The following is a 19,257-nucleotide window of genomic DNA, read 5'->3' as shown; positions in this document are numbered from 1 at the left end:
CGCGGTTTTTCTTATATTTCCAAAAAGAATATCATTGTTGTTTTTTATTCTTTTTAGCTTTTTTATCTTTCGGCCTAAAGTAACGCCGTCCCGGAGTCACGGATGAGTCCTGGATTGTGTCTACTTTACATCTCCCAACACATTGATCGGTTCAGGCATTGGCCAGACGGCCGATACTCGAACTTGCCCTGAATGGGCATATTCCTAACTGGTATGAAGGATTGTTCAATCAATTCTTTTTGGAATTATGAAGCTGTATCCTGCCGCGGCCAAAAGACCGGTTTAGACGGTTGCCGCGAAATATGCGTTTGAGGATCCCGGGCGACAGATCCAGGACCAGAAACACAGAATTAGAAATCAGAGGAGCGAAACATGAACAAATCCACCTTGGCCATGGCTGTGGCCGTTGGGGTTGTGGCCCAACAGGCAGGCGCCGCGGGTTTTATCGAAGACAGCAAGGCAACATTGGGGTTGCGCAACTTCTACATCAACACCGATTACCGTGACGGTACCGGTCCGAACAAAAACGAAGAGTGGGGCCAGGGCTTCGACCTGCGTTTCATCTCCGGCTACACCCAAGGTACCGTCGGCTTCGGTGTCGATGCGATCGGCCTGTTGGGCGTCAAGCTGGATTCGGGTGGCGGCACCAACGGCGCCAGCGGTAACTCGTACGGCGGCACCGTGTTCCCGAGCAAGTCCAACGGCGAAGCGGTTGATGACTTCTCCAGCCTGGGCCTGACTGCCAAAGCCAAGATTTCCCAGACTGAGCTGAAACTGGGCACCCTGCAGCCAAAACTGCCGGTTATCGTGACCAACGACGGTCGACTGCTGCCGCAAACCTGGCAGGGTGGTCAACTCACCTCCAACGACGTGTTCAAGGATCTGACGCTGATCGGTGGCCAGATCGAGCAGGTCAAAGGGCGTAACTCGAGCAACAACCAACAGTTATCCATTTCCGGCGCCAACGGCCGTAGCGCAGCGGCTCGCGACAGCAACAAATTCATCTATGGCGGCGGTGACTACAAAATCACCAAAGACCTGACCGCCCAGTACTACTATGGCAATCTGGAAGACTTCTACAAGCAGCACTTCCTCGGTCTGGTGCACAACTGGGCTATCGGTCCGGGCATCCTGAAGTCTGACTTGCGCTACTTCAACAGCTCCGACGACGGTGCCAACGGCAGCAACCCGTTGTACTACACCACGGGTAACTACAAAGGCGCAGCCAACGGCAAAGGCAAGGTCGACAACAACCTGTACAGCGGCCTGTTCCTGTACACGGTTGCCGGTCACACCTTCGGTGGTGGTTACCAGGTCAGCAACGGTAGCAGCGACTTCCCGTGGTTGAACCAGGGTGACGGTTCGTCGAACTACACCATCACCGACATGCAAATCCAGAAGTTCGGCCGTGCCGGCGAACGTACCTGGCAAGCACGCTACTCCTACGACTTTGCCAAAGTCGGGGTGCCAGGCCTGACGGCGGGTCTGATTTACCTGCACGGTGACGACATCGATACGGTCAACGCTCGCGGTGGTGAGGCGGCCAGCGGAGCTTCCGAGTGGGAACGCGACCTGAGCGTTGCTTACGTCGTACAGGAAGGCCCGTTGAAGAACCTTGGCGTGGCCTGGAAAAATGCCACCTGGCGCACCGACCTGCCGAACACACGCTCCCAGGACGAAAACCGCGTGATCCTCAGTTACTCGCTCCCGCTGCTGTAATAGCGTTCGGTAACAGCGATAAAAAAAGCCCCGCCCGGCATCACGCCGGGCGGGGCTTTTGCGTCTCCAAAGCGGGTTCACCCCCGTAAATCCGCCTTGAAATTCCCTTCTTTACAGCAACTCAAGGCCTTCTCGAACCTTGGGGGCGATGTTCGTCGTGATGCGTGCGTGCGTCCAGTGAACAGATATTTAATATTCAATTACGATCTAAATAAATCGATATTTATTCTTTTTAATAGATAACAAACACAGGCACAGTTGAGTTCATCAAGCACTCACAAGGAGCCGCACCATGAGCCTCAGACTTGGCGATATCGCCCCCGACTTCGAACAGAATTCCAGCGCCGGTATCATCCGCTTCCATCAATGGCTGGGCGATAGCTGGGGCGTGCTGTTTTCCCATCCGGCGGACTTCACGCCAGTGTGCACCACCGAACTCGGCTTCACGGCCAGGCTCAAGGATGAATTTGCCCAGCGTGGAGTCAAGGCCATCGCCTTGTCAGTGGACCCGGTGGAATCCCATCACAGATGGATCGAGGACATTAACGAGACCCAGAACACCCAGGTCAACTTCCCGATCCTCGATGACGCGGACCGCAAGGTCTCGGATCTCTACGACCTGATCCATCCCAACGCCAATGACACCCTGACCGTGCGCTCGCTGTTTGTGATCGATCCGAACAAGAAGGTTCGGCTGACCATCACCTACCCGGCGAGCACTGGTCGTAATTTCAACGAAATCCTGCGGGTGATCGACTCGCTGCAACTCACCGACAACTACAAGGTGGCCACCCCGGCCAACTGGCAAGACGGTGACGAAGTGGTGATCGTGCCATCGCTCAAGGATGAGGATGAGGATGAAATCAAACAGCGGTTTCCCAAGGGCTATCGGGCGGTGAAGCCATACTTGCGTCTGACGCCGCAGCCGAATCGCTAACGGCTGCTGTAGGAGCCGGCTTGCTGGCGATCTTTACAGAGGCGCATCGTCCTGCAGGAGCTGGCGCAGGCTGCGATTTATTCAAGAAGGTAGGCGACTTTCAGGCCGTTTCGACGGCCTTTTTTTTGCCTGGAGAAAATCGGCCCTTATATCTCTTAAAGGAATAACCAAATGAATAAATATGATTTATGGATATATAAATCAACTGTTAATGTCACTCCATCGAAGCGAGATCGCAAACCGCGAATCGCCAGCACCATTCAAGGAATCGTCTGAATGTTGGTCGTCTCACTTGGTGGCAGTCCCAGTCAACGCTCCCGTTCCGGGATGCTGCTGGATCGCTCCCGGCGTTGGTTACAAGAGCAGGGCGTGGAAGTGGTGAGTTATCAGGTACGGGACTTCCCCGCTGAAGATTTACTGCACGCACGCTTCGACAGCCCCAAGGTGATCGACCTGCTGCAACAGATTGAAAATGCCGATGGCCTGCTGATCGCCACGCCTGTGTACAAGGCTTCGTTTTCCGGTGCATTGAAGACCGTGCTGGATTTACTGCCTGAACGGGCCTTGAGCCACAAGGTGGTGTTGCCGATGGCGACCGGGGGCAGCATCGCTCACATGCTCGCGGTGGATTACGCGCTCAAACCGGTGCTCTCGGCGCTGAAAGCGCAGGAAATGCTCCACGGTATTTTCGCGGTGGACAGTCAGATCGCTTACGGCGAAGGCAGTGCCCTGGCGCAGTTGGCCCCGGAGCTTGAGCAACGCCTGGAAGAGTCGCTGGAACTGTTTTTAGGCGCCATGGCACGACGGCCCAAGCCGCTCGATCCGAACCTGTTGAATGAACGTTTATTGAGTGCTCGCTGGAGCATTTAAGCCTTACCAAAACCATTGATGTACTGGCCTTACTCGCCCGCTAACGGGCAAGCAGGTGCAGCCAAAACCCAACTGCAAAAAGGAGAGCGCTATGCGCACTGTCATTTTGCGTCGTGGTCTGGTCGCTCTGTTTGCTGCGGCTGTAACCTTCGGCGCCATTACACAAGCTCAGGCCGAGACTCTGCGAATCGGCTATCAAAAGTACGGCACCCTGGTGCTGCTCAAAGCCAAGGGCACTCTGGAAAAACGCCTCGCCGCCCAAGGCGTGGACGTGCAATGGACTGAATTCCCCGGCGGCCCTCAACTGCTCGAAGGCCTGAACGTCGGCTCCATCGACTTCGGCGTCACTGGCGAGACTCCTCCGGTATTCGCTCAAGCCGCCGGTGCCGATCTGCTCTATGTTGCCTATGAACCACCTGCGCCGAACAGCGAAGCGATCCTCGTACCGAAAGACTCACCGATCAAATCGGTCGCGGACCTCAAGGGCAAGAAAGTTGCCTTGAACAAAGGCTCCAACGTTCACTACCTGCTGGTGCGTGCACTGGAAGACGCCGGCCTCAAATACACCGACATTCAAACCGTATTCCTGCCGCCAGCCGATGCCCGCGCTGCCTTCGAACGAGGCAGTGTCGATGCGTGGGTGATCTGGGATCCGTATCAGGCGGCCGCCGAGAAACAGCTGCAAGCGCACACCCTGCGCGACGGCAAAGGCATCGTCGACAACCACCAGTTCTATCTGGCGACCAAACCCTACGCGCAGAAAAATCCCGAGGTGATCAAGACCCTCGTCGAAGAAGTGCGCGCCGTCGGCGAATGGTCCAAAGCCAATCCTGAAGACGTGACCCAACAGGTTTCGCCGCTGCTCGGCCTGCCGGCCGACATCACCCTGACCTCGGTTAAACGCCAGGGCTACGGTGCGCTGTTCCTGACTCCGGAAGTGGTCGCTGCCCAGCAGAAAATCGCCGACACCTTCTTCCAGCTCAAGCTGATTCCCAAGCCTTTGAGCATCAAGGATGTGATCTGGACGCCACCTGCAGCCGTTGCCCAAAACTCTGCAACCAAAGCCCAGTAAACCGATTCCCCAAGGAGACCACTCCAATGAGCCTCAATATCTTCTGGTTCCTGCCTACCCACGGCGACGGCCATTACCTTGGCACCGCTGAAGGCGCACGCGCCGTCGACCACGGCTACCTGCAACAAGTCGCGCAAGCGGCGGATCGTCTGGGTTTTGGCGGCGTGCTGATTCCCACCGGACGTTCTTGCGAAGACTCGTGGCTGGTGGCGGCGTCGCTGATTCCGGTAACCCAGCGTTTGAAATTTCTTGTCGCCCTGCGCCCCGGGATCATTTCCCCGACGGTGGCCGCGCGTCAGGCGGCGACCCTGGATCGTCTGTCCGGTGGCCGTGCGCTGTTCAACCTGGTCACGGGCGGTGATCCGGAAGAGCTGGCGGGTGATGGACTGTTTCTCAGCCATGAAGAGCGTTATCAGGCTTCGGTAGAATTCACCCGCATCTGGCGCCGTGTGCTCGAAGGCGAAACCGTCGACTACGATGGCCAGCACATCAGCGTCAAAGGCGCGAAATTGCTTTACCCGCCGATCCAGCAGCCGCGTCCGCCGTTGTACTTTGGCGGGTCGTCGGAAGCCGCGCAGGACCTGGCCGCCGAGCAGGTGGAAATGGTCCTGACCTGGGGCGAGCCGCCGGCCGCCGTGGCGGAAAAAATCGAACAGGTCCGCGCCAAGGCCGCCAAGCTTGGCCGTACCGTGCGCTTCGGCATTCGCCTGCATGTCATTGTGCGTGAAACCAACGATGAAGCCTGGAAAGCGGCGGATCGCCTGATCTCCCACCTGGACGACGAAACCATCTCGCGTGCCCAGGCTTCGCTGGCGCGGTTCGACTCGGTCGGCCAACAACGCATGGCTGCGCTGCACGGTGGCAACCGCGACAATCTGGAAGTCAGCCCCAATTTGTGGGCCGGTGTCGGCCTGGTGCGTGGTGGTGCTGGCACGGCACTGGTGGGCGATGGACCGACCGTGGCCGCACGGGTGAAGGAATACGCGGACCTGGGCATCGACACCTTTATCTTCTCCGGTTATCCACACCTGGAAGAGTCGTACCGAGTGGCTGAACTGCTGTTCCCGCACCTCGATATCGAACGCCCTGAATTGCCGAAAAGTGCTGGCTACGTCAGCCCGTTTGGCGAGATGGTCGCCAACGATATTCTTCCTAAAGCTGCGTCCCAGAGCTGAGGCGCGCCATGAAGAAAATCATCCACAGCCTTGCGCCCTGGGCGTTGCCGGTGTTGTTGCTGGCGGTGTGGCAGTTGTCGGTGTCGGCTGGCTGGTTGTCGACACGAATTCTGCCGGCGCCAATCGCGGTGATTGAGGCGGGGGTCAGTCTGGTGCGCAGCGGCGAGATCTGGACGCACCTGGCGATCAGTGGCTGGCGCGCGGCGCTGGGTTTCACCATCGGTGGCAGCATCGGTCTGGTATTGGGCTTCATCACCGGTCTGTCGAAGTGGGGCGAAAGCCTGCTCGACAGCTCGGTGCAGATGATCCGCAACGTACCGCACCTGGCGCTGATTCCGCTGGTGATCCTGTGGTTCGGCATCGACGAGTCGGCGAAGATTTTCCTGGTGGCATTGGGCACGTTGTTCCCGATCTATCTCAACACTTACCACGGCATCCGCAACGTCGATCCGGCGCTGGTAGAGATGGCGCGCAGTTATGGCCTGTCCGGTTTCAGCCTGTTCTGGCAGGTGATTCTACCGGGCGCGTTGCCTTCGATTCTGGTCGGCGTGCGCTTTGCCCTGGGCTTTATGTGGCTGACGCTGATCGTTGCTGAAACCATCTCGGCCAGTTCCGGCATCGGCTATCTGGCGATGAACGCCCGGGAGTTTTTGCAGACCGACGTGGTGGTGCTGGCGATTCTGCTCTACGCGGTGCTCGGCAAACTCGCCGACCTCGCGGCCCGAGGGCTTGAGCGCGTATGGCTGCGCTGGCATCCGGCGTATCAAGTAGCCAAAGGAGGTGCGGCATGACGGCTCAACAACCTCCACGCTTGCTGCGCGGGATTCCGCTGGCAGTGCGCAACCTGCAAAAGACTTTCGGCGCGCGGCAGGTGCTGCGCGATATTGACCTGCATATTCCGGCGGGGCAATTCGTCGCCGTGGTCGGTCGCAGCGGCTGCGGCAAAAGTACCTTGCTGCGCTTGCTTGCCGGTCTCGACCAGCCCACGGGCGGTGATTTGCTCGCCGGTGCCGCGCCACTGAGCGATGCACGGGAAGACACTCGACTGATGTTCCAGGAGGCCCGTCTGCTGCCGTGGAAAAAAATCATCGACAACGTCGGGCTGGGCCTCAAGGGCAACTGGCGGCCACAAGCGCTGGCGGCACTGGACGCGGTAGGCCTGGCCGATCGTGCCAACGAGTGGCCGGCAGCGTTGTCCGGCGGGCAGAAGCAACGCGTGGCCCTGGCCCGTGCGCTGATCCATCAGCCGCGCCTGTTGTTGCTCGACGAGCCTTTGGGTGCCCTGGATGCATTGACCCGAATCGAAATGCAGCAACTGATCGAACGGCTGTGGCAGCAACACGGCTTCACCGTATTGCTGGTGACCCATGACGTCAGCGAAGCGGTGGCGATTGCCGATCGGGTGATCCTGATCGAAGACGGCGAAGTCGGCCTGGACCTGCACGTGGAACTGCCGCGCCCTCGGGTTCGAGGCTCTCATCGGCTGGCGGCGCTGGAAACCGAAGTGCTCAATCGCGTGCTGGCGCTCCCGGGCCAGCCGCCGGAACCGGAACCTGTTTCACCCTTGCCCACGCAGTTGCGCTGGGCTCAATAACTCAAGTTTTCCCCAACGACAGGAATCAACACCATGACTATCAAAGCCATCAACGTTCGCAACCAGTTCAAAGGCTCCATCAAGGAAATCGTCCTCGGTGATGTGCTGTCGGAAATCGACGTGCAGACCGCGTCCGGCATCGTCACTTCGGTGATCACTACACGTTCGGTGAAAGAGCTGGAACTGGCGGTCGGCAGCGAAGTGATCGCGTTTGTTAAATCCACCGAGGTATCGATCGCCAAGTTGTGAGCCACATGCGTAAACAACAACCCCGAAGGGTTTGAGCCCTTCGGGGTTTTTCCATGTGTGCTTGTCTTGGGATAAGTGGTGCGGCCATCGCGGGCAAGCCCGCTCCCACAAGGATCTCCAGCGGACACAGATTTTGTTTTCGACCAATAAACCTGTGGGGGCGGGCTTGCCCGCGATGAGGCCGGTCAGGCTACTGGAAATCTCGCTTGGGAAGATAGAGCGGCAAATACAACCCCAGGTACGCATCAAACACCCGCATCCCTTCCTCGGCCATGCGCGGCGTAATCTGCCCGTGCTGCTGCACCGAGCGCGCGTAAACCCGATCACCCAGCTCCATGGCCAGGGCAAACACGTCGACATCACCCGGCAGCTTCGGCAACTCGAAGTGCTGGTCGAAGAGCTTGTGCATCAGGTCGCCCAGTTCGATGTCGTGCTGGCGGTCGGCCTGGGTGACTTCGGTCAGGCCGTGCTGGGCAAGGATGAGCTGGCGGGCGGCGGCGTCCTCTTCGTAGATGTCCAGCATGCGTTGCTCGACCAGTCGCGACAGGTCACGCCAACCACTCAATGAATCATGGTCGATAGGTGCTTGCAGGCAGGCGCGGAAGGCGGCGTGGACGTCGGCCGTCAGGGCTTCGAGCAGGGCGGGGACGCTGGCGAAGAAATGGTAGACGGAGGAGGGCGGGATCTGCGCGCGCTCGGCAACACTATAGATCGACAAACTGGCCACGCCCTCGGCGGCCAGCAGCGTGCGGGCGGCATCGAGGATCGAGTCGATCCGCGCCTGGCTGCGTGCGCGGGGTTTGCGGGCGGTGGCTACGCGTGTCATTGGAGTCTCCTGCGGGGCAGCGGGCATTGTACGCAGAGCGCAGGATTGATCCATACCTGTGGCGAGGGGGCTTGCCCCCGTTGGAGGGCGAAGCACTCCCGAGTCCGACACTTGCCGCGTTTCTGATGCAACGAAATCGCATGTTTCAGGTCTGCTTCGCGGCCCAACGGGGGCACGCCCCCTCGCCACAAAGTTTGATGTCAGCCGATCCCTGTGGAGCCAGCCTGCTGGCGATCCGCCGAAGGCGGCCATAAAAAAACGCCGCGGGCTGTGAGGCTCGTGGCGTTGTTTTTTTACTGCAACCGCTTACACGGTATGCAGGTACCAGTTGTACTCGAGGTCGGAGATGGAGTGTTCGAACTCCTCCAGCTCACTCTCTTTACAGGCGACAAAGATATCGATGTATTTCGGATCGATGTACTTGGCCATGACTTCGCTGTCGTCCAGCTCACGCAGGGCATCGCGCAAGTTGTTCGGCAGGCTCTGCTCGTTCTGCTCGTAGCTGTTGCCTTCCACCGGTGCACCCGGCTCGATCTTGTTGACCAGACCGTGGTGAACGCCAGCCAGGACCGAAGCCATCAGCAGGTACGGGTTGGCATCGGCACCAGCCACCCGGTGTTCGATGCGCACGGCATCCGAGGAGCCGGTTGGTACGCGGATCGCCACAGTGCGGTTATCCAGGCCCCAGCACGGGGAGTTCGGCACGTAGAACTGGGCGCCGAAACGACGGTACGAGTTGACGTTCGGGCAGAGGAAAGCCATCTGCGCTGGTAGGGTCTCGAGCACACCGCCGATCGCGTGACGCAGTGCGGCGTTCTGCTCGGGATCCTCACTGGCAAAAATATTCTTGCCGTCGTTGTCGAGAATCGAAATGTGTACGTGCAGACCATTACCTGCCTGGCCCGGGTACGGCTTGGCCATGAAGGTGGTGTCCATTTCATGGTCGTATGCGATGTTCTTGATCAGGCGCTTGAGCAGGACCGCGTAGTCGCAGGCCTTTATAGGGTCGGCCACGTGGTGCAGGTTCACTTCGAACTGCGCCGGGGCACTTTCCTTGACGATGGCGTCGGCCGGGATGCCTTGCTCTTTGGCACCTTCCAGAATGTCCTGGAGGCAATCGACGTATTCATCGAGGTCGTCGATCAGGTAGACCTGAGTCGAATGCGGGCGTTTGCCGGAGATCGGCGAGCGCGGTGGTTGTGGCCGGCCGTTCACGTTCTCCTGGTCGATCAGGTAGAACTCCAGTTCAAACGCGGCGCAGATAGTCAGGCCCAGCTCATCGAACTTGGTCACGACTTGTCGCAAAACTTCCCGCGGGTCGGCGAAGAAAGGATCGCCTTCGAGTTCGTGCATGGTCATCAACAGTTGCGCGGTCGGGCGCTTCTGCCATGGCTCGTTGCACAGGGTGTCGGGGATTGGATAGCAGATTCGATCGGCGTCGCCGATGTCCAGGCCCAGGCCGGTGCTTTCCACCGTAGAGCCGTTGATATCCAGGGCAAATAGAGAGGCCGGCAGGTTGATGCCTTTCTCGTAAACCTTGTGGAGGCTGGTGCGTTCAATGCGCTTGCCGCGCACCACACCATTCATATCCGCAATCAGAAGGTCAACGTACAGAACCTCAGGATGTTCCTTAAGGAACGCGTTCGCTTCGTTAAGCTGAACGGCACGCGGGGGTACCGACATGATGCAACACCTTTGTTGTTAAAAATATCAATCATTGATCTTTTCTGGTTTCAGTCAACCCGAACGGCCTGCCGAAGTCAAGCGAGGCCTCTTTTGCCCTAAAAAAGCGCTCGTATGGCTTTATTGGGGCACTTTGGGGCGTTTTTATAACCTTGGACGCGATGGCGGCCGCAGGGTTGAGCGGGCCGTGTTGTATTTTTTACGGGGGTGTTGTGTAAAAAAATGAACAAGGCTAAGCTCGAATCAAACCCATAACAGCAATAATACCGGGGTGCTTCATGTCTCGCCTGCCGTTAATCGGCGTCACCGACTGCTCAAGCCAGCTCGGTCAGCATGCTTGTCACATCAGCGGCGACAACGATACCAACGCTGTGGCTGAAGCGGCGGTGTTGATTATCCCGTCGCTGGCGTTTCGACAATTCCCGTCCGATATTCTGGACGGCCGAAATGGCACCCCCATTACCGTTACTCCATTCAATATAGAACCGATTCACCATAGCGGCCTGGCCATCGTGCAAAGGCGCCGCTTGCGATTGTGCACGCCTGATTTCTGTAGCCCCGCCGGGCAACACGATAGCCTGCTGCAGACACGCCTTTCAACGCGACGCCGATGCGTCAAACAACGCCTGACTTTCAAGGGTCAGACAACTCAAGCCTAGAGGCATTTATGAGTAACAACCTCGACCAGCTCACCGATTGGTTGAAAGACCACAAGATCACAGAAGTCGAATGCATGATTGGCGACCTGACCGGAATCACCCGGGGCAAGATCTCGCCGACCAACAAGTTCATCGCCGAAAAAGGCATGCGCCTGCCGGAAAGCGTTCTGTTGCAAACCGTAACCGGCGACTATGTCGAAGACGACATCTATTACGAGCTGCTTGACCCGGCCGACATCGACATGATCTGCCGGCCCGACCAGAACGCGGTATTTCTCGTGCCGTGGGCCATCGAACCCACCGCGCAGGTGATCCACGACACCTACGACAAGCAAGGCAACCCGATCGAGTTGTCGCCGCGCAACGTGCTCAAAAAGGTACTGAAACTCTATACCGACAAAGGCTGGCAGCCCATCGTGGCGCCGGAAATGGAGTTCTACCTGACCAAACGCAGTGATGACCCGGATTACCCGCTGCAGCCACCCATCGGCCGCTCCGGTCGCCCGGAAACCGGTCGTCAGTCGTTCTCCATCGAAGCGGCGAACGAATTCGATCCACTGTTCGAAGACGTTTACGACTGGTGCGAGCTGCAGGAACTGGATCTGGACACGTTGATTCACGAAGACGGCACGGCGCAGATGGAAATCAACTTCCGTCACGGTAATGCCTTGTCCCTGGCTGACCAGATTCTGGTGTTCAAGCGCACCATGCGCGAGGCCGCACTCAAGCACGACGTGGCCGCGACGTTCATGGCCAAGCCGATGACCGGTGAGCCTGGCAGTGCCATGCACTTGCACCAGAGCATCATCGACATCGAGACCGGCAAGAACATCTTCTCCAATGAAGACGGGACCATGAGCCAGTTGTTCCTGCACCACATCGGTGGCCTGCAGAAACTGATTCCCGAGCTGTTGCCGTTGTTTGCACCCAACGTCAACTCGTTCCGCCGCTTCCTGCCGGACACCTCGGCACCGGTGAACGTGGAATGGGGCGAAGAAAACCGCACCGTGGGCCTGCGGGTTCCGGATGCCGGGCCGCAGAACCGTCGGGTGGAAAACCGCCTGCCGGGTGCCGATGCCAACCCGTACCTGGCGATTGCCGCGAGCCTGTTGTGCGGTTACATCGGCATGGTCGAGGGCTTGAACCCGAGCGCGCCGGTGGTGGGTCGTGGCTATGAGCGCCGCAATCTGCGCCTGCCGCTGACGATTGAAGATGCGCTGGAGCGCATGGAAAACAGCGCGACGATCGAGAAATACCTGGGTAAAAATTTCATCACTGGCTACGTCGCGGTCAAGCGGGCCGAGCATGAAAACTTCAAGCGCGTGATCAGCTCGTGGGAACGGGAATTCCTGCTGTTTGCCGTCTGACACGCCGGGCGCCGCCGTTGTCGGGTGGCGCTTTCACTGATTTTTTTTAGGAGATTCACATGACCAGCAACAACCCGCAAACCCGTGAATGGCAAACCCTGAGCAACGATCACCACCTGGCCCCGTTCAGTGACTTCAAGCAGCTGAAAGAGAAAGGCCCGCGGATCATCACCAACGCCAAGGGTGTTTACCTCTGGGACAGCGAGGGTAATCAGATCCTCGACGGCATGGCCGGCCTGTGGTGCGTTGCGATCGGTTACGGTCGCGATGAACTGGCCGATGCCGCCAGCAAGCAGATGCGCGAACTGCCTTACTACAACCTGTTCTTCCAGACCGCTCACCCACCGGTGCTGGAGCTGGCCAAGGCCATCGCCGACATCGCACCTGAAGGCATGAACCATGTGTTCTTCACCGGTTCCGGCTCCGAAGGCAACGACACCATGCTGCGCATGGTTCGCCACTACTGGGCGATCAAGGGCCAACCGAACAAGAAAGTCATCATCAGCCGCAAGAACGGTTATCACGGTTCCACCGTGGCCGGCGCGAGCCTGGGTGGCATGACCTACATGCACGAACAGGGCGACTTGCCGATTCCGGGCATCGTCCACATTGCCCAGCCGTACTGGTTCGCCGAAGGCGGCGACATGACCCCTGAAGAGTTCGGCATCTGGGCAGCCAACCAGCTGGAAGAGAAGATTCTGGAAGTCGGCGTCGACAACGTCGGTGCCTTTATTGCCGAGCCGATCCAGGGCGCCGGTGGCGTGATCATTCCGCCAGACACCTACTGGCCGCGGGTCAAGGAAATCCTCGCCAAGTACGACATCCTGTTCGTGGCGGACGAAGTAATCTGTGGTTTCGGGCGCACCGGTGAGTGGTTCGGTACCGATTTCTACGGCCTCAAGCCCGACATGATGACCATTGCCAAAGGCCTGACGTCCGGCTACATCCCAATGGGTGGCCTGATCGTGCGTGATGAAGTCGTGGAAGTGCTCAATGAGGGCGGCGACTTCAACCACGGCTTCACCTACTCCGGGCACCCGGTGGCCGCTGCGGTGGCCCTGGAAAACATTCGTATCCTGCGCGAAGAGAAAATCATCGAGCGTGTCCATGCAGAAACGGCACCGTATTTGCAGAAACGCCTGCGGGAACTGAACGATCATCCTCTGGTGGGTGAAGTTCGTGGGGTTGGCCTGTTGGGCGCCATCGAACTGGTGCAGGACAAAGCCACGCGCAAGCGCTACGAAGGCAAAGGCGTCGGCATGATCTGCCGGCAGTTCTGCTTCGACAACGGCCTGATCATGCGCGCGGTCGGCGACACCATGATCATCGCTCCGCCGCTGGTGATTACACCGGCGGAGATCGATGAGCTGGTGGCGAAGGCCCGCAAGTGCCTTGACCTGACCCTGAGTGCATTGCAGGCCTAAGTGCTAGGCTTTGAGCGGGAATCCCGGGTGCTTCTACGGAAACAGGAATTTTCGCTCAGAGCTGTCATAAAACATTGCAGTTCCTTGAAAGACCGATGTGGATCTTGCCAGACTAGCCGCAGTTCCAGTTGCCCTGGTTCGGCTGCTGAACAAGTGGTTCAAAAAAAGAAAAATTTGGAGCATCACGCATGAAGGCACTAGGTAAAAAGCTCGCAGGCAAGACACTCCTCGCCATGTCCCTGATGGGCGTGATGGCAGGTGCGGCTCAGGCCGACGACAAGGTTCTGCACGTGTACAACTGGTCCGATTACATTGCCCCGGACACCGTCAAGAAGTTTGAAGACGAGTCGGGCATCAAGGTCGTCTACGACGTTTTCGACAGTAACGAAACCCTGGAAGCCAAGTTGCTGGCAGGCAAGTCCGGTTACGACATCGTTGTACCGTCGAACAACTTCCTGGCCAAGCAGATCAAGGCCGGTGTCTACCAGAAGCTGGACAAGTCCAAGCTGCCCAACTGGAAAAACCTGAACACCGACCTGCTCAAGGCGGTATCGGTCAGTGACCCGGGCAACGAACATGCCTTCCCGTACATGTGGGGCTCGATCGGTATCGGTTTCAACGCCGAGAAGGTCAAGGCTGCACTGGGTGCCGATGCGCCAACCAATTCCTGGGACCTGCTCTTCAAACCTGAGAACGCAGCGAAGTTGAAATCGTGCGGTATCAGTTTCCTGGATTCGCCAACCGAGATGATTCCGGTGGCATTGCATTACCTGGGCTATCCAACCGACAGCCAGGACAAAAAACAACTGGCCGAAGCCGAAGCACTGTTCCTGAAGATTCGTCCTTCGGTGGGCTACTTCCACTCGTCCAAGTACATCTCCGACCTGGCGAACGGCAACATCTGCGTAGCCGTTGGTTATTCGGGTGACATCTACCAGGCCAAGTCCCGTGCGGCTGAAGCTGGTGACAAGGTAAAAGTCAGCTACAACATTCCGAAAGAAGGTGCAGGCAGCTTCTACGACATGGTCGCCATCCCTAAAGATGCCGAAAACGTGGAAGGCGCCTACAAGTTCATGACCTTCTTGCAGAAGCCGGAAATCATGGCTGAAATCACCAACGCCGTGCGTTTCCCGAACGGTAACGCGGCCGCCACCCCATTGGTCGAAAAAGAAATCACCGAAGATCCAGGCATCTACCCGCCGGCGGACGTGCTGGCCAAGCTGTACGCGATTGCCGATTTGCCGGCCGCGACCCAGCGGATCCTGACCCGCAGCTGGACCAAGATCAAATCCGGTAAATAAAAAAACACCTGTAGGAGCGAGCCCGCTCGCGATGAACCAGAGAGCACTGCGGGGTGCCAGGCACCCAGCGTCATCGTTGAAGACCATCGCGAGCGTGCTCGCTCCTACAGGTGTCTGTGCATAAAAGTTTTGCTGGAACGGTTTTTCGAGGTTAAGTTGCGCGCCGGTTTTGTTGCCAGGCAACCACGGTTGTCATGTAACGCGGGGCAACTTGGGCCCAACTAATTTTAGAGGACCTCCACTTGCCTATTTTTTCTTTGTTGCGCAACACCATGCTGGCCGTCGCCGGCCTGTCCATCGCTGTCGGTGCCCAGGCTGCCGGTACTGTGCATATTTATAACTGGTCGGATTACATCGGTGAGAGCACCCTGGCCGACTTCCAGAAAGAGACCGGGATCAAACCGGTCTATGACGTGTTCGATTCCAACGAAACCCTGGAAGGCAAGCTGCTGGCCGGGCGTACCGGCTACGACGTGGTCGTGCCGTCGAACCACTTCCTCGGCAAGCAGATCAAGGCGGGGGCGTTCCAGAAGCTCGACAAGTCGCAGCTGCCGAACTATTCGAACCTCGACCCGGTGTTGCTCAAGCGCCTGGAGCAGAACGACCCGGGCAACCTGTACGCCGTGCCATACCTGTGGGGCACCAACGGCATCGGTTACAACGTCGACAAGGTCAAGGCTGTGCTGGGCGTCGATACCATTGATTCGTGGGGCGTGCTGTTCGAGCCGGAGAACATCAAGAAGCTGCAAAGCTGTGGCGTCGCGTTCCTCGATTCCGCCGATGAAATGATGCCGACAGTGCTCAATTACATGGGCCTGAACGCCAACAGCACCAACGCAGAAGACTACAAAAAGGCCGAGGCCAAGTTGCTCGCGGTGCGGCCTTACGTGACCTACTTCCACTCTTCCAAATACATCGCGGATCTGGCCAACGGCGACATCTGCGTAGCCATCGGTTTCTCTGGCGATATCTTCCAGGCGAAAAACCGCGCCGAAGAGGCCAAGAAGGGCGTGAACATCGCCTACTCGATTCCGAAAGAGGGCGGTGCGCTCTGGTTCGACATGCTGGCGATTCCGAAGGACTCGGCCAACGCCAAAGAGGCCCATGCCTTCATCAACTATTTGCTCAAGCCTGAAGTTATCGCCCAGGTCAGTGATTACGTCGGCTACGCCAACCCGAACCCGGGGTCGGACAAACTGATGGAACAGTCCATTCGCACCGACGAAGCGGTTTATCCACCGCAAGAGGTGCTCGACAAGACCTACGTGTCGGTCGAATTACCACCAAACATTCAACGTTTGATGACCCGCAGCTGGACCAAGGTCAAGTCGGGTAAATAGCGACAAGGCTCAAACTATCCAAGGTTGGCTCACCTTGAGCGAACTGCACTCTTTTTTTCTGGGAGTTTCGTAAATGGCAGTTGCCTCCGGCGCCTATAAGAAAGCCCTCGAGGGCGACCAGACACCTAAACAGGTCCTGGTCAAAATCGACCGGGTAACGAAGAAGTTCGACGAGACGATTGCGGTGGACGATGTGTCCCTGGAAATCAAGAAAGGCGAGATTTTCGCCCTGCTCGGCGGTTCTGGATCGGGCAAATCCACCTTGCTGCGCATGCTGGCAGGGTTCGAACGGCCCACGGAGGGTCGCATTTTCCTCGACGGCGTAGACATCACCGACATGCCGCCGTACGAGCGGCCGATCAACATGATGTTCCAGTCCTACGCTTTGTTCCCGCACATGACCGTGGCGCAGAACATCGCCTTCGGCCTCAAGCAGGACAAGATCCCGGCGGCGGAAGTCGACGCTCGCGTGGCCGAAATGCTCAAGCTGGTGCAGATGAGCCAGTACGCCAAGCGCAAGCCGCACCAGTTGTCCGGTGGTCAACGCCAGCGTGTGGCACTGGCCCGTTCGCTGGCCAAGCGGCCGAAGCTGTTGCTGCTCGACGAACCGATGGGCGCACTGGACAAAAAACTGCGCTCGCAAATGCAGCTTGAGCTGGTCGAGATCATCGAGCGCGTCGGCGTAACCTGCGTCATGGTGACCCACGACCAGGAAGAAGCCATGACCATGGCCGAGCGCATCGCGATCATGCACCTGGGCTGGATCGCCCAGATCGGCAGCCCGATCGACATCTACGAAACCCCGACCAGTCGACTGGTCTGCGAATTCATCGGCAACGTCAACATCTTCGAAGGCGAAGTGGTGGACGACGCCGAGGGCCACGCCCTGATTACCTGCAAGGACGTGGACCGCAACATCTACGTCGGCCACGGCATCAGCACTTCGGTGCAGGACAAGTCGGTCACTTACGCGATCCGTCCGGAAAAACTGCTGGTTACCGCCGATATGCCGACCTGCGAGTACAACTGGTCCAGCGGCAAGGTGCATGACATTGCCTACCTGGGCGGCCACTCGGTGTTCTACGTCGAGCTGCCAAGCGGCAAGATCGTCCAGTCGTTCGTGGCCAACGCCGAACGTCGTGGCGCGCGTCCGACCTGGGGCGATCAGGTTTACGTGTGGTGGGAAGACGACAGCGGCGTGGTACTTCGCTCATGAACATGCGCAAGTTCAAACGGCGCCTCAATCGAATAATTCCCGGTGGCCGCCAGTTGGTCATCGGGGTGCCCTTCATCTGGCTGTTCCTGTTCTTCATGTTGCCGTTCTTCATTGTCCTGAAGATCAGCTTCGCCGAAGCCGACGTAGCCATTCCGCCCTACACCGAAATCTACAGCTACGCCGAACAGAAACTGCAGTTGCTGCTGAACCTGGGCAACTACGCGATGCTGGGCGACGACGAGTTGTACATCGCCGCCTACCTCGGCTCGTTGAAGATGGCGCTGATCAGCACCATCCTCTGCCTGCTGATCGGCTACCCGATGGCCTACGGTATCGCCACCGCCCGCAAGGAAATGCAAACGGTGCTGGTGCTGCTGATCATGATGCCGACCTGGACCGCGATCCTGATCCGTGTGTATGCGTGGATGGGCATCCTCAGCAATAACGGTCTGCTTAACGGTTTCCTGATGAGCATGGGCTGGATCAACGAGCCACTGCAGATCCTCAACACCAACCTGGCGGTCTACATCGGGGTTGTGTACTCGTACCTGCCGTTCATGATCCTGCCGCTCTACGCCAACCTGGTGAAACACGACAACAGCCTGCTGGAAGCCGCCTCCGACCTGGGTTCGAGCACCTTCAACAGCTTCTGGAAGATCACCGTGCCGCTGTCGAAGAACGGCATCATTGCCGGCTGCATGCTGGTGTTCATCCCGGTCGTGGGTGAGTTCGTGATCCCGGAACTGCTCGGCGGTCCGGAAACCCTGATGATCGGTAAAGTGCTCTGGCAAGAGTTCTTCAACAACCGCGACTGGCCGGTGGCGTCTGCCCTGGCGGTGGTGATGCTGGCGATCCTGATTGTGCCGATCATCCTGTTCAACCGTAGTCAGGCCAAGGAAATGGAGGGCAAAGAATGAAGCGCTTCAGTTTCTCCAGCCTGATGCTGGTAGTGGGTTTGCTGTTCATCTACGCACCGATGCTGATCCTGGTGATCTACTCGTTCAACGCCTCGAAACTGGTGACGGTATGGGGTGGCTGGTCGATCAAGTGGTACGTCGGCCTGCTCGACAACACCCAACTGATGGGCTCGGTGCTGCGCTCGCTGGAAATCGCCTGCTACACGGCGATTGCTGCGGTGGCACTGGGTACATTGGCTGCGTTCGTCCTGACCCGCATCACCCACTTCAAGGGCCGCACGCTGTTCGGCGGCCTGGTCACCGCGCCGCTGGTGATGCCCGAAGTGATCACCGGTCTGTCGCTGTTGCTGCTGTTCGTGGCCATGGCACAGATGATCGGCTGGCCGCAGGAGCGGGGCATCGTCACCATCTGGATCGCGCACACGACTTTCTGTGCGGCGTATGTGGCGGTGGTGGTGTCGGCGCGCCTGCGTGAACTGGACCTGTCCATCGAAGAGGCGGCCATGGACCTCGGCGCGCGGCCGTGGAAGGTATTCTTCCTGATCACCATCCCGATGATCGCGCCGTCGCTGGCGGCCGGTGGCATGATGTCCTTCGCCCTGTCGCTGGACGACCTGGTGCTGGCCAGCTTCGTGTCGGGCCCGGGTTCCACGACCCTGCCGATGGAAGTGTTCTCGGCAGTGCGCCTGGGCGTGAAGCCTGAGATCAACGCCGTGGCCAGCCTGATTCTGTTGGCGGTTTCGCTGGTGACCTTCCTCGTCTGGTTCTTCAGCCGTCGCGCGGAAGAGAACCGCAAGCGGGCGATCCAGCTGGCGATCGAAGAAGCGGCAGCCGACTCCTGGAAACAACCGGACGTGCGTCGCGCTCAGGCTCCGCAAGCGGCATGAGCCTGAAGTCGGGTTGACCGC

At 58.5% G+C, this 19,257-nt stretch carries 18 protein-coding genes; 16 read left to right on the top strand and 2 right to left on the bottom strand.

Translation table 11 applies throughout. The annotated features are described in order from the left end of the window. Nucleotides 1-372 precede the first annotated feature (372 nt). The 8 genes from ASE98_RS16850 (at nt 373) to ASE98_RS16815 (ending at nt 7,616) form a co-directional block, all read left to right on the top strand. Nucleotides 373-1,719, top strand: a complete 1,347-nt coding sequence (locus ASE98_RS16850) for an OprD family porin (RefSeq protein ID WP_060542471.1) — start codon at nt 373-375, stop codon at nt 1,717-1,719. Between the two features lie 292 nt (nt 1,720-2,011). After that, on the top strand, nt 2,012-2,656 hold the full coding sequence (locus ASE98_RS16845; RefSeq protein WP_060542470.1) for a peroxiredoxin: 645 nt from the start codon (nt 2,012-2,014) through the stop codon (nt 2,654-2,656). Between the two features lie 276 nt (nt 2,657-2,932). Beyond that, entirely contained in the window at nt 2,933-3,526 is a 594-nt protein-coding gene (gene ssuE, locus ASE98_RS16840; RefSeq protein WP_060542469.1) for an NADPH-dependent FMN reductase, read from the top strand. 91 nt (nt 3,527-3,617) lie between these two features. Further along, nucleotides 3,618-4,598 carry a sulfonate ABC transporter substrate-binding protein gene (locus ASE98_RS16835; protein ID WP_060542468.1) on the top strand — a complete coding sequence of 327 codons (981 nt, stop codon included), beginning with the start codon at nt 3,618-3,620 and terminating at the stop codon, nt 4,596-4,598. A gap of 26 nt (nt 4,599-4,624) precedes the next feature. Continuing rightward, nucleotides 4,625-5,773, top strand: a complete 1,149-nt coding sequence (ssuD, locus tag ASE98_RS16830; protein WP_060542467.1) for an FMNH2-dependent alkanesulfonate monooxygenase — start codon at nt 4,625-4,627, stop codon at nt 5,771-5,773. Nucleotides 5,774-5,781: 8 nt separating this feature from the next. After that, entirely contained in the window at nt 5,782-6,564 is a 783-nt protein-coding gene (gene ssuC / locus ASE98_RS16825; RefSeq protein WP_060542466.1) for an aliphatic sulfonate ABC transporter permease SsuC, read from the top strand. Then, the gene (ssuB, locus tag ASE98_RS16820; protein WP_060542465.1) at nt 6,561-7,367 is read left to right on the top strand and encodes an aliphatic sulfonates ABC transporter ATP-binding protein; all 807 of its coding nucleotides are present in this window, start codon (nt 6,561-6,563) and stop codon (nt 7,365-7,367) included. The genes ssuC and ssuB overlap by 4 nt, the downstream gene beginning before the upstream one ends. Before the next feature lie 33 nt (nt 7,368-7,400). Further along, nucleotides 7,401-7,616: a TOBE domain-containing protein gene (locus ASE98_RS16815; RefSeq protein WP_007967989.1), complete on the top strand. Its 216-nt coding sequence runs from the start codon at nt 7,401-7,403 to the stop codon at nt 7,614-7,616. Between the two features lie 190 nt (nt 7,617-7,806). Here the strand turns inward: ASE98_RS16815 and ASE98_RS16810 are convergent, their stop codons facing one another. Together ASE98_RS16810 and ASE98_RS16805 are read right to left on the bottom strand one after the other, a co-directional pair. Continuing rightward, entirely contained in the window at nt 7,807-8,442 is a 636-nt protein-coding gene (locus ASE98_RS16810) for a TetR/AcrR family transcriptional regulator (protein ID WP_060542464.1), read from the bottom strand. Nucleotides 8,443-8,748: 306 nt separating this feature from the next. Continuing rightward, nucleotides 8,749-10,125 carry a glutamine synthetase family protein gene (locus ASE98_RS16805; protein WP_060542463.1) on the bottom strand — a complete coding sequence of 459 codons (1,377 nt, stop codon included), beginning with the start codon at nt 10,123-10,125 and terminating at the stop codon, nt 8,749-8,751. A 278-nt stretch (nt 10,126-10,403) separates the two neighbouring features. Between ASE98_RS16805 and ASE98_RS27790 the strand changes: the two genes are divergently transcribed. The 8 genes from ASE98_RS27790 (at nt 10,404) to ASE98_RS16770 (ending at nt 19,236) form a co-directional block, all read left to right on the top strand. Further along, entirely contained in the window at nt 10,404-10,784 is a 381-nt protein-coding gene (locus tag ASE98_RS27790; protein WP_177336981.1) for a hypothetical protein, read from the top strand. A gap of 8 nt (nt 10,785-10,792) precedes the next feature. Further along, on the top strand, nt 10,793-12,151 hold the full coding sequence (locus tag ASE98_RS16800) for a glutamine synthetase family protein (protein ID WP_060542462.1): 1,359 nt from the start codon (nt 10,793-10,795) through the stop codon (nt 12,149-12,151). Nucleotides 12,152-12,210: 59 nt separating this feature from the next. Continuing rightward, nucleotides 12,211-13,575 (top strand): aspartate aminotransferase family protein, encoded by a 1,365-nt coding sequence (locus tag ASE98_RS16795; RefSeq protein ID WP_060542461.1) that lies wholly within the window; start codon nt 12,211-12,213, stop codon nt 13,573-13,575. A 188-nt stretch (nt 13,576-13,763) separates the two neighbouring features. Then, nucleotides 13,764-14,876, top strand: coding sequence for a polyamine ABC transporter substrate-binding protein (locus ASE98_RS16790; protein ID WP_060542460.1), 1,113 nt, complete (start codon nt 13,764-13,766; stop codon nt 14,874-14,876). A gap of 242 nt (nt 14,877-15,118) precedes the next feature. Continuing rightward, nucleotides 15,119-16,216 carry a polyamine ABC transporter substrate-binding protein gene (locus tag ASE98_RS16785; RefSeq protein WP_060542459.1) on the top strand — a complete coding sequence of 366 codons (1,098 nt, stop codon included), beginning with the start codon at nt 15,119-15,121 and terminating at the stop codon, nt 16,214-16,216. A 73-nt stretch (nt 16,217-16,289) separates the two neighbouring features. After that, on the top strand, nt 16,290-17,432 hold the full coding sequence (locus ASE98_RS16780) for an ABC transporter ATP-binding protein (RefSeq protein WP_060542458.1): 1,143 nt from the start codon (nt 16,290-16,292) through the stop codon (nt 17,430-17,432). A gap of 35 nt (nt 17,433-17,467) precedes the next feature. Next, nucleotides 17,468-18,349 carry an ABC transporter permease subunit gene (locus ASE98_RS16775; protein WP_236707815.1) on the top strand — a complete coding sequence of 294 codons (882 nt, stop codon included), beginning with the start codon at nt 17,468-17,470 and terminating at the stop codon, nt 18,347-18,349. After that, entirely contained in the window at nt 18,346-19,236 is an 891-nt protein-coding gene (locus tag ASE98_RS16770; protein WP_060542456.1) for an ABC transporter permease subunit, read from the top strand. The genes ASE98_RS16775 and ASE98_RS16770 overlap by 4 nt, the downstream gene beginning before the upstream one ends. The last annotated feature ends 21 nt before the right edge of the window (nt 19,237-19,257 follow it).

The organism is Pseudomonas sp. Leaf48 (assembly GCF_001421885.1).
GTDB lineage: Bacteria > Pseudomonadota > Gammaproteobacteria > Pseudomonadales > Pseudomonadaceae > Aquipseudomonas.
The sequence above is the reverse complement of the archived record's forward strand: the minus strand, read 5'-3'. Positions and strand labels throughout refer to the sequence as shown.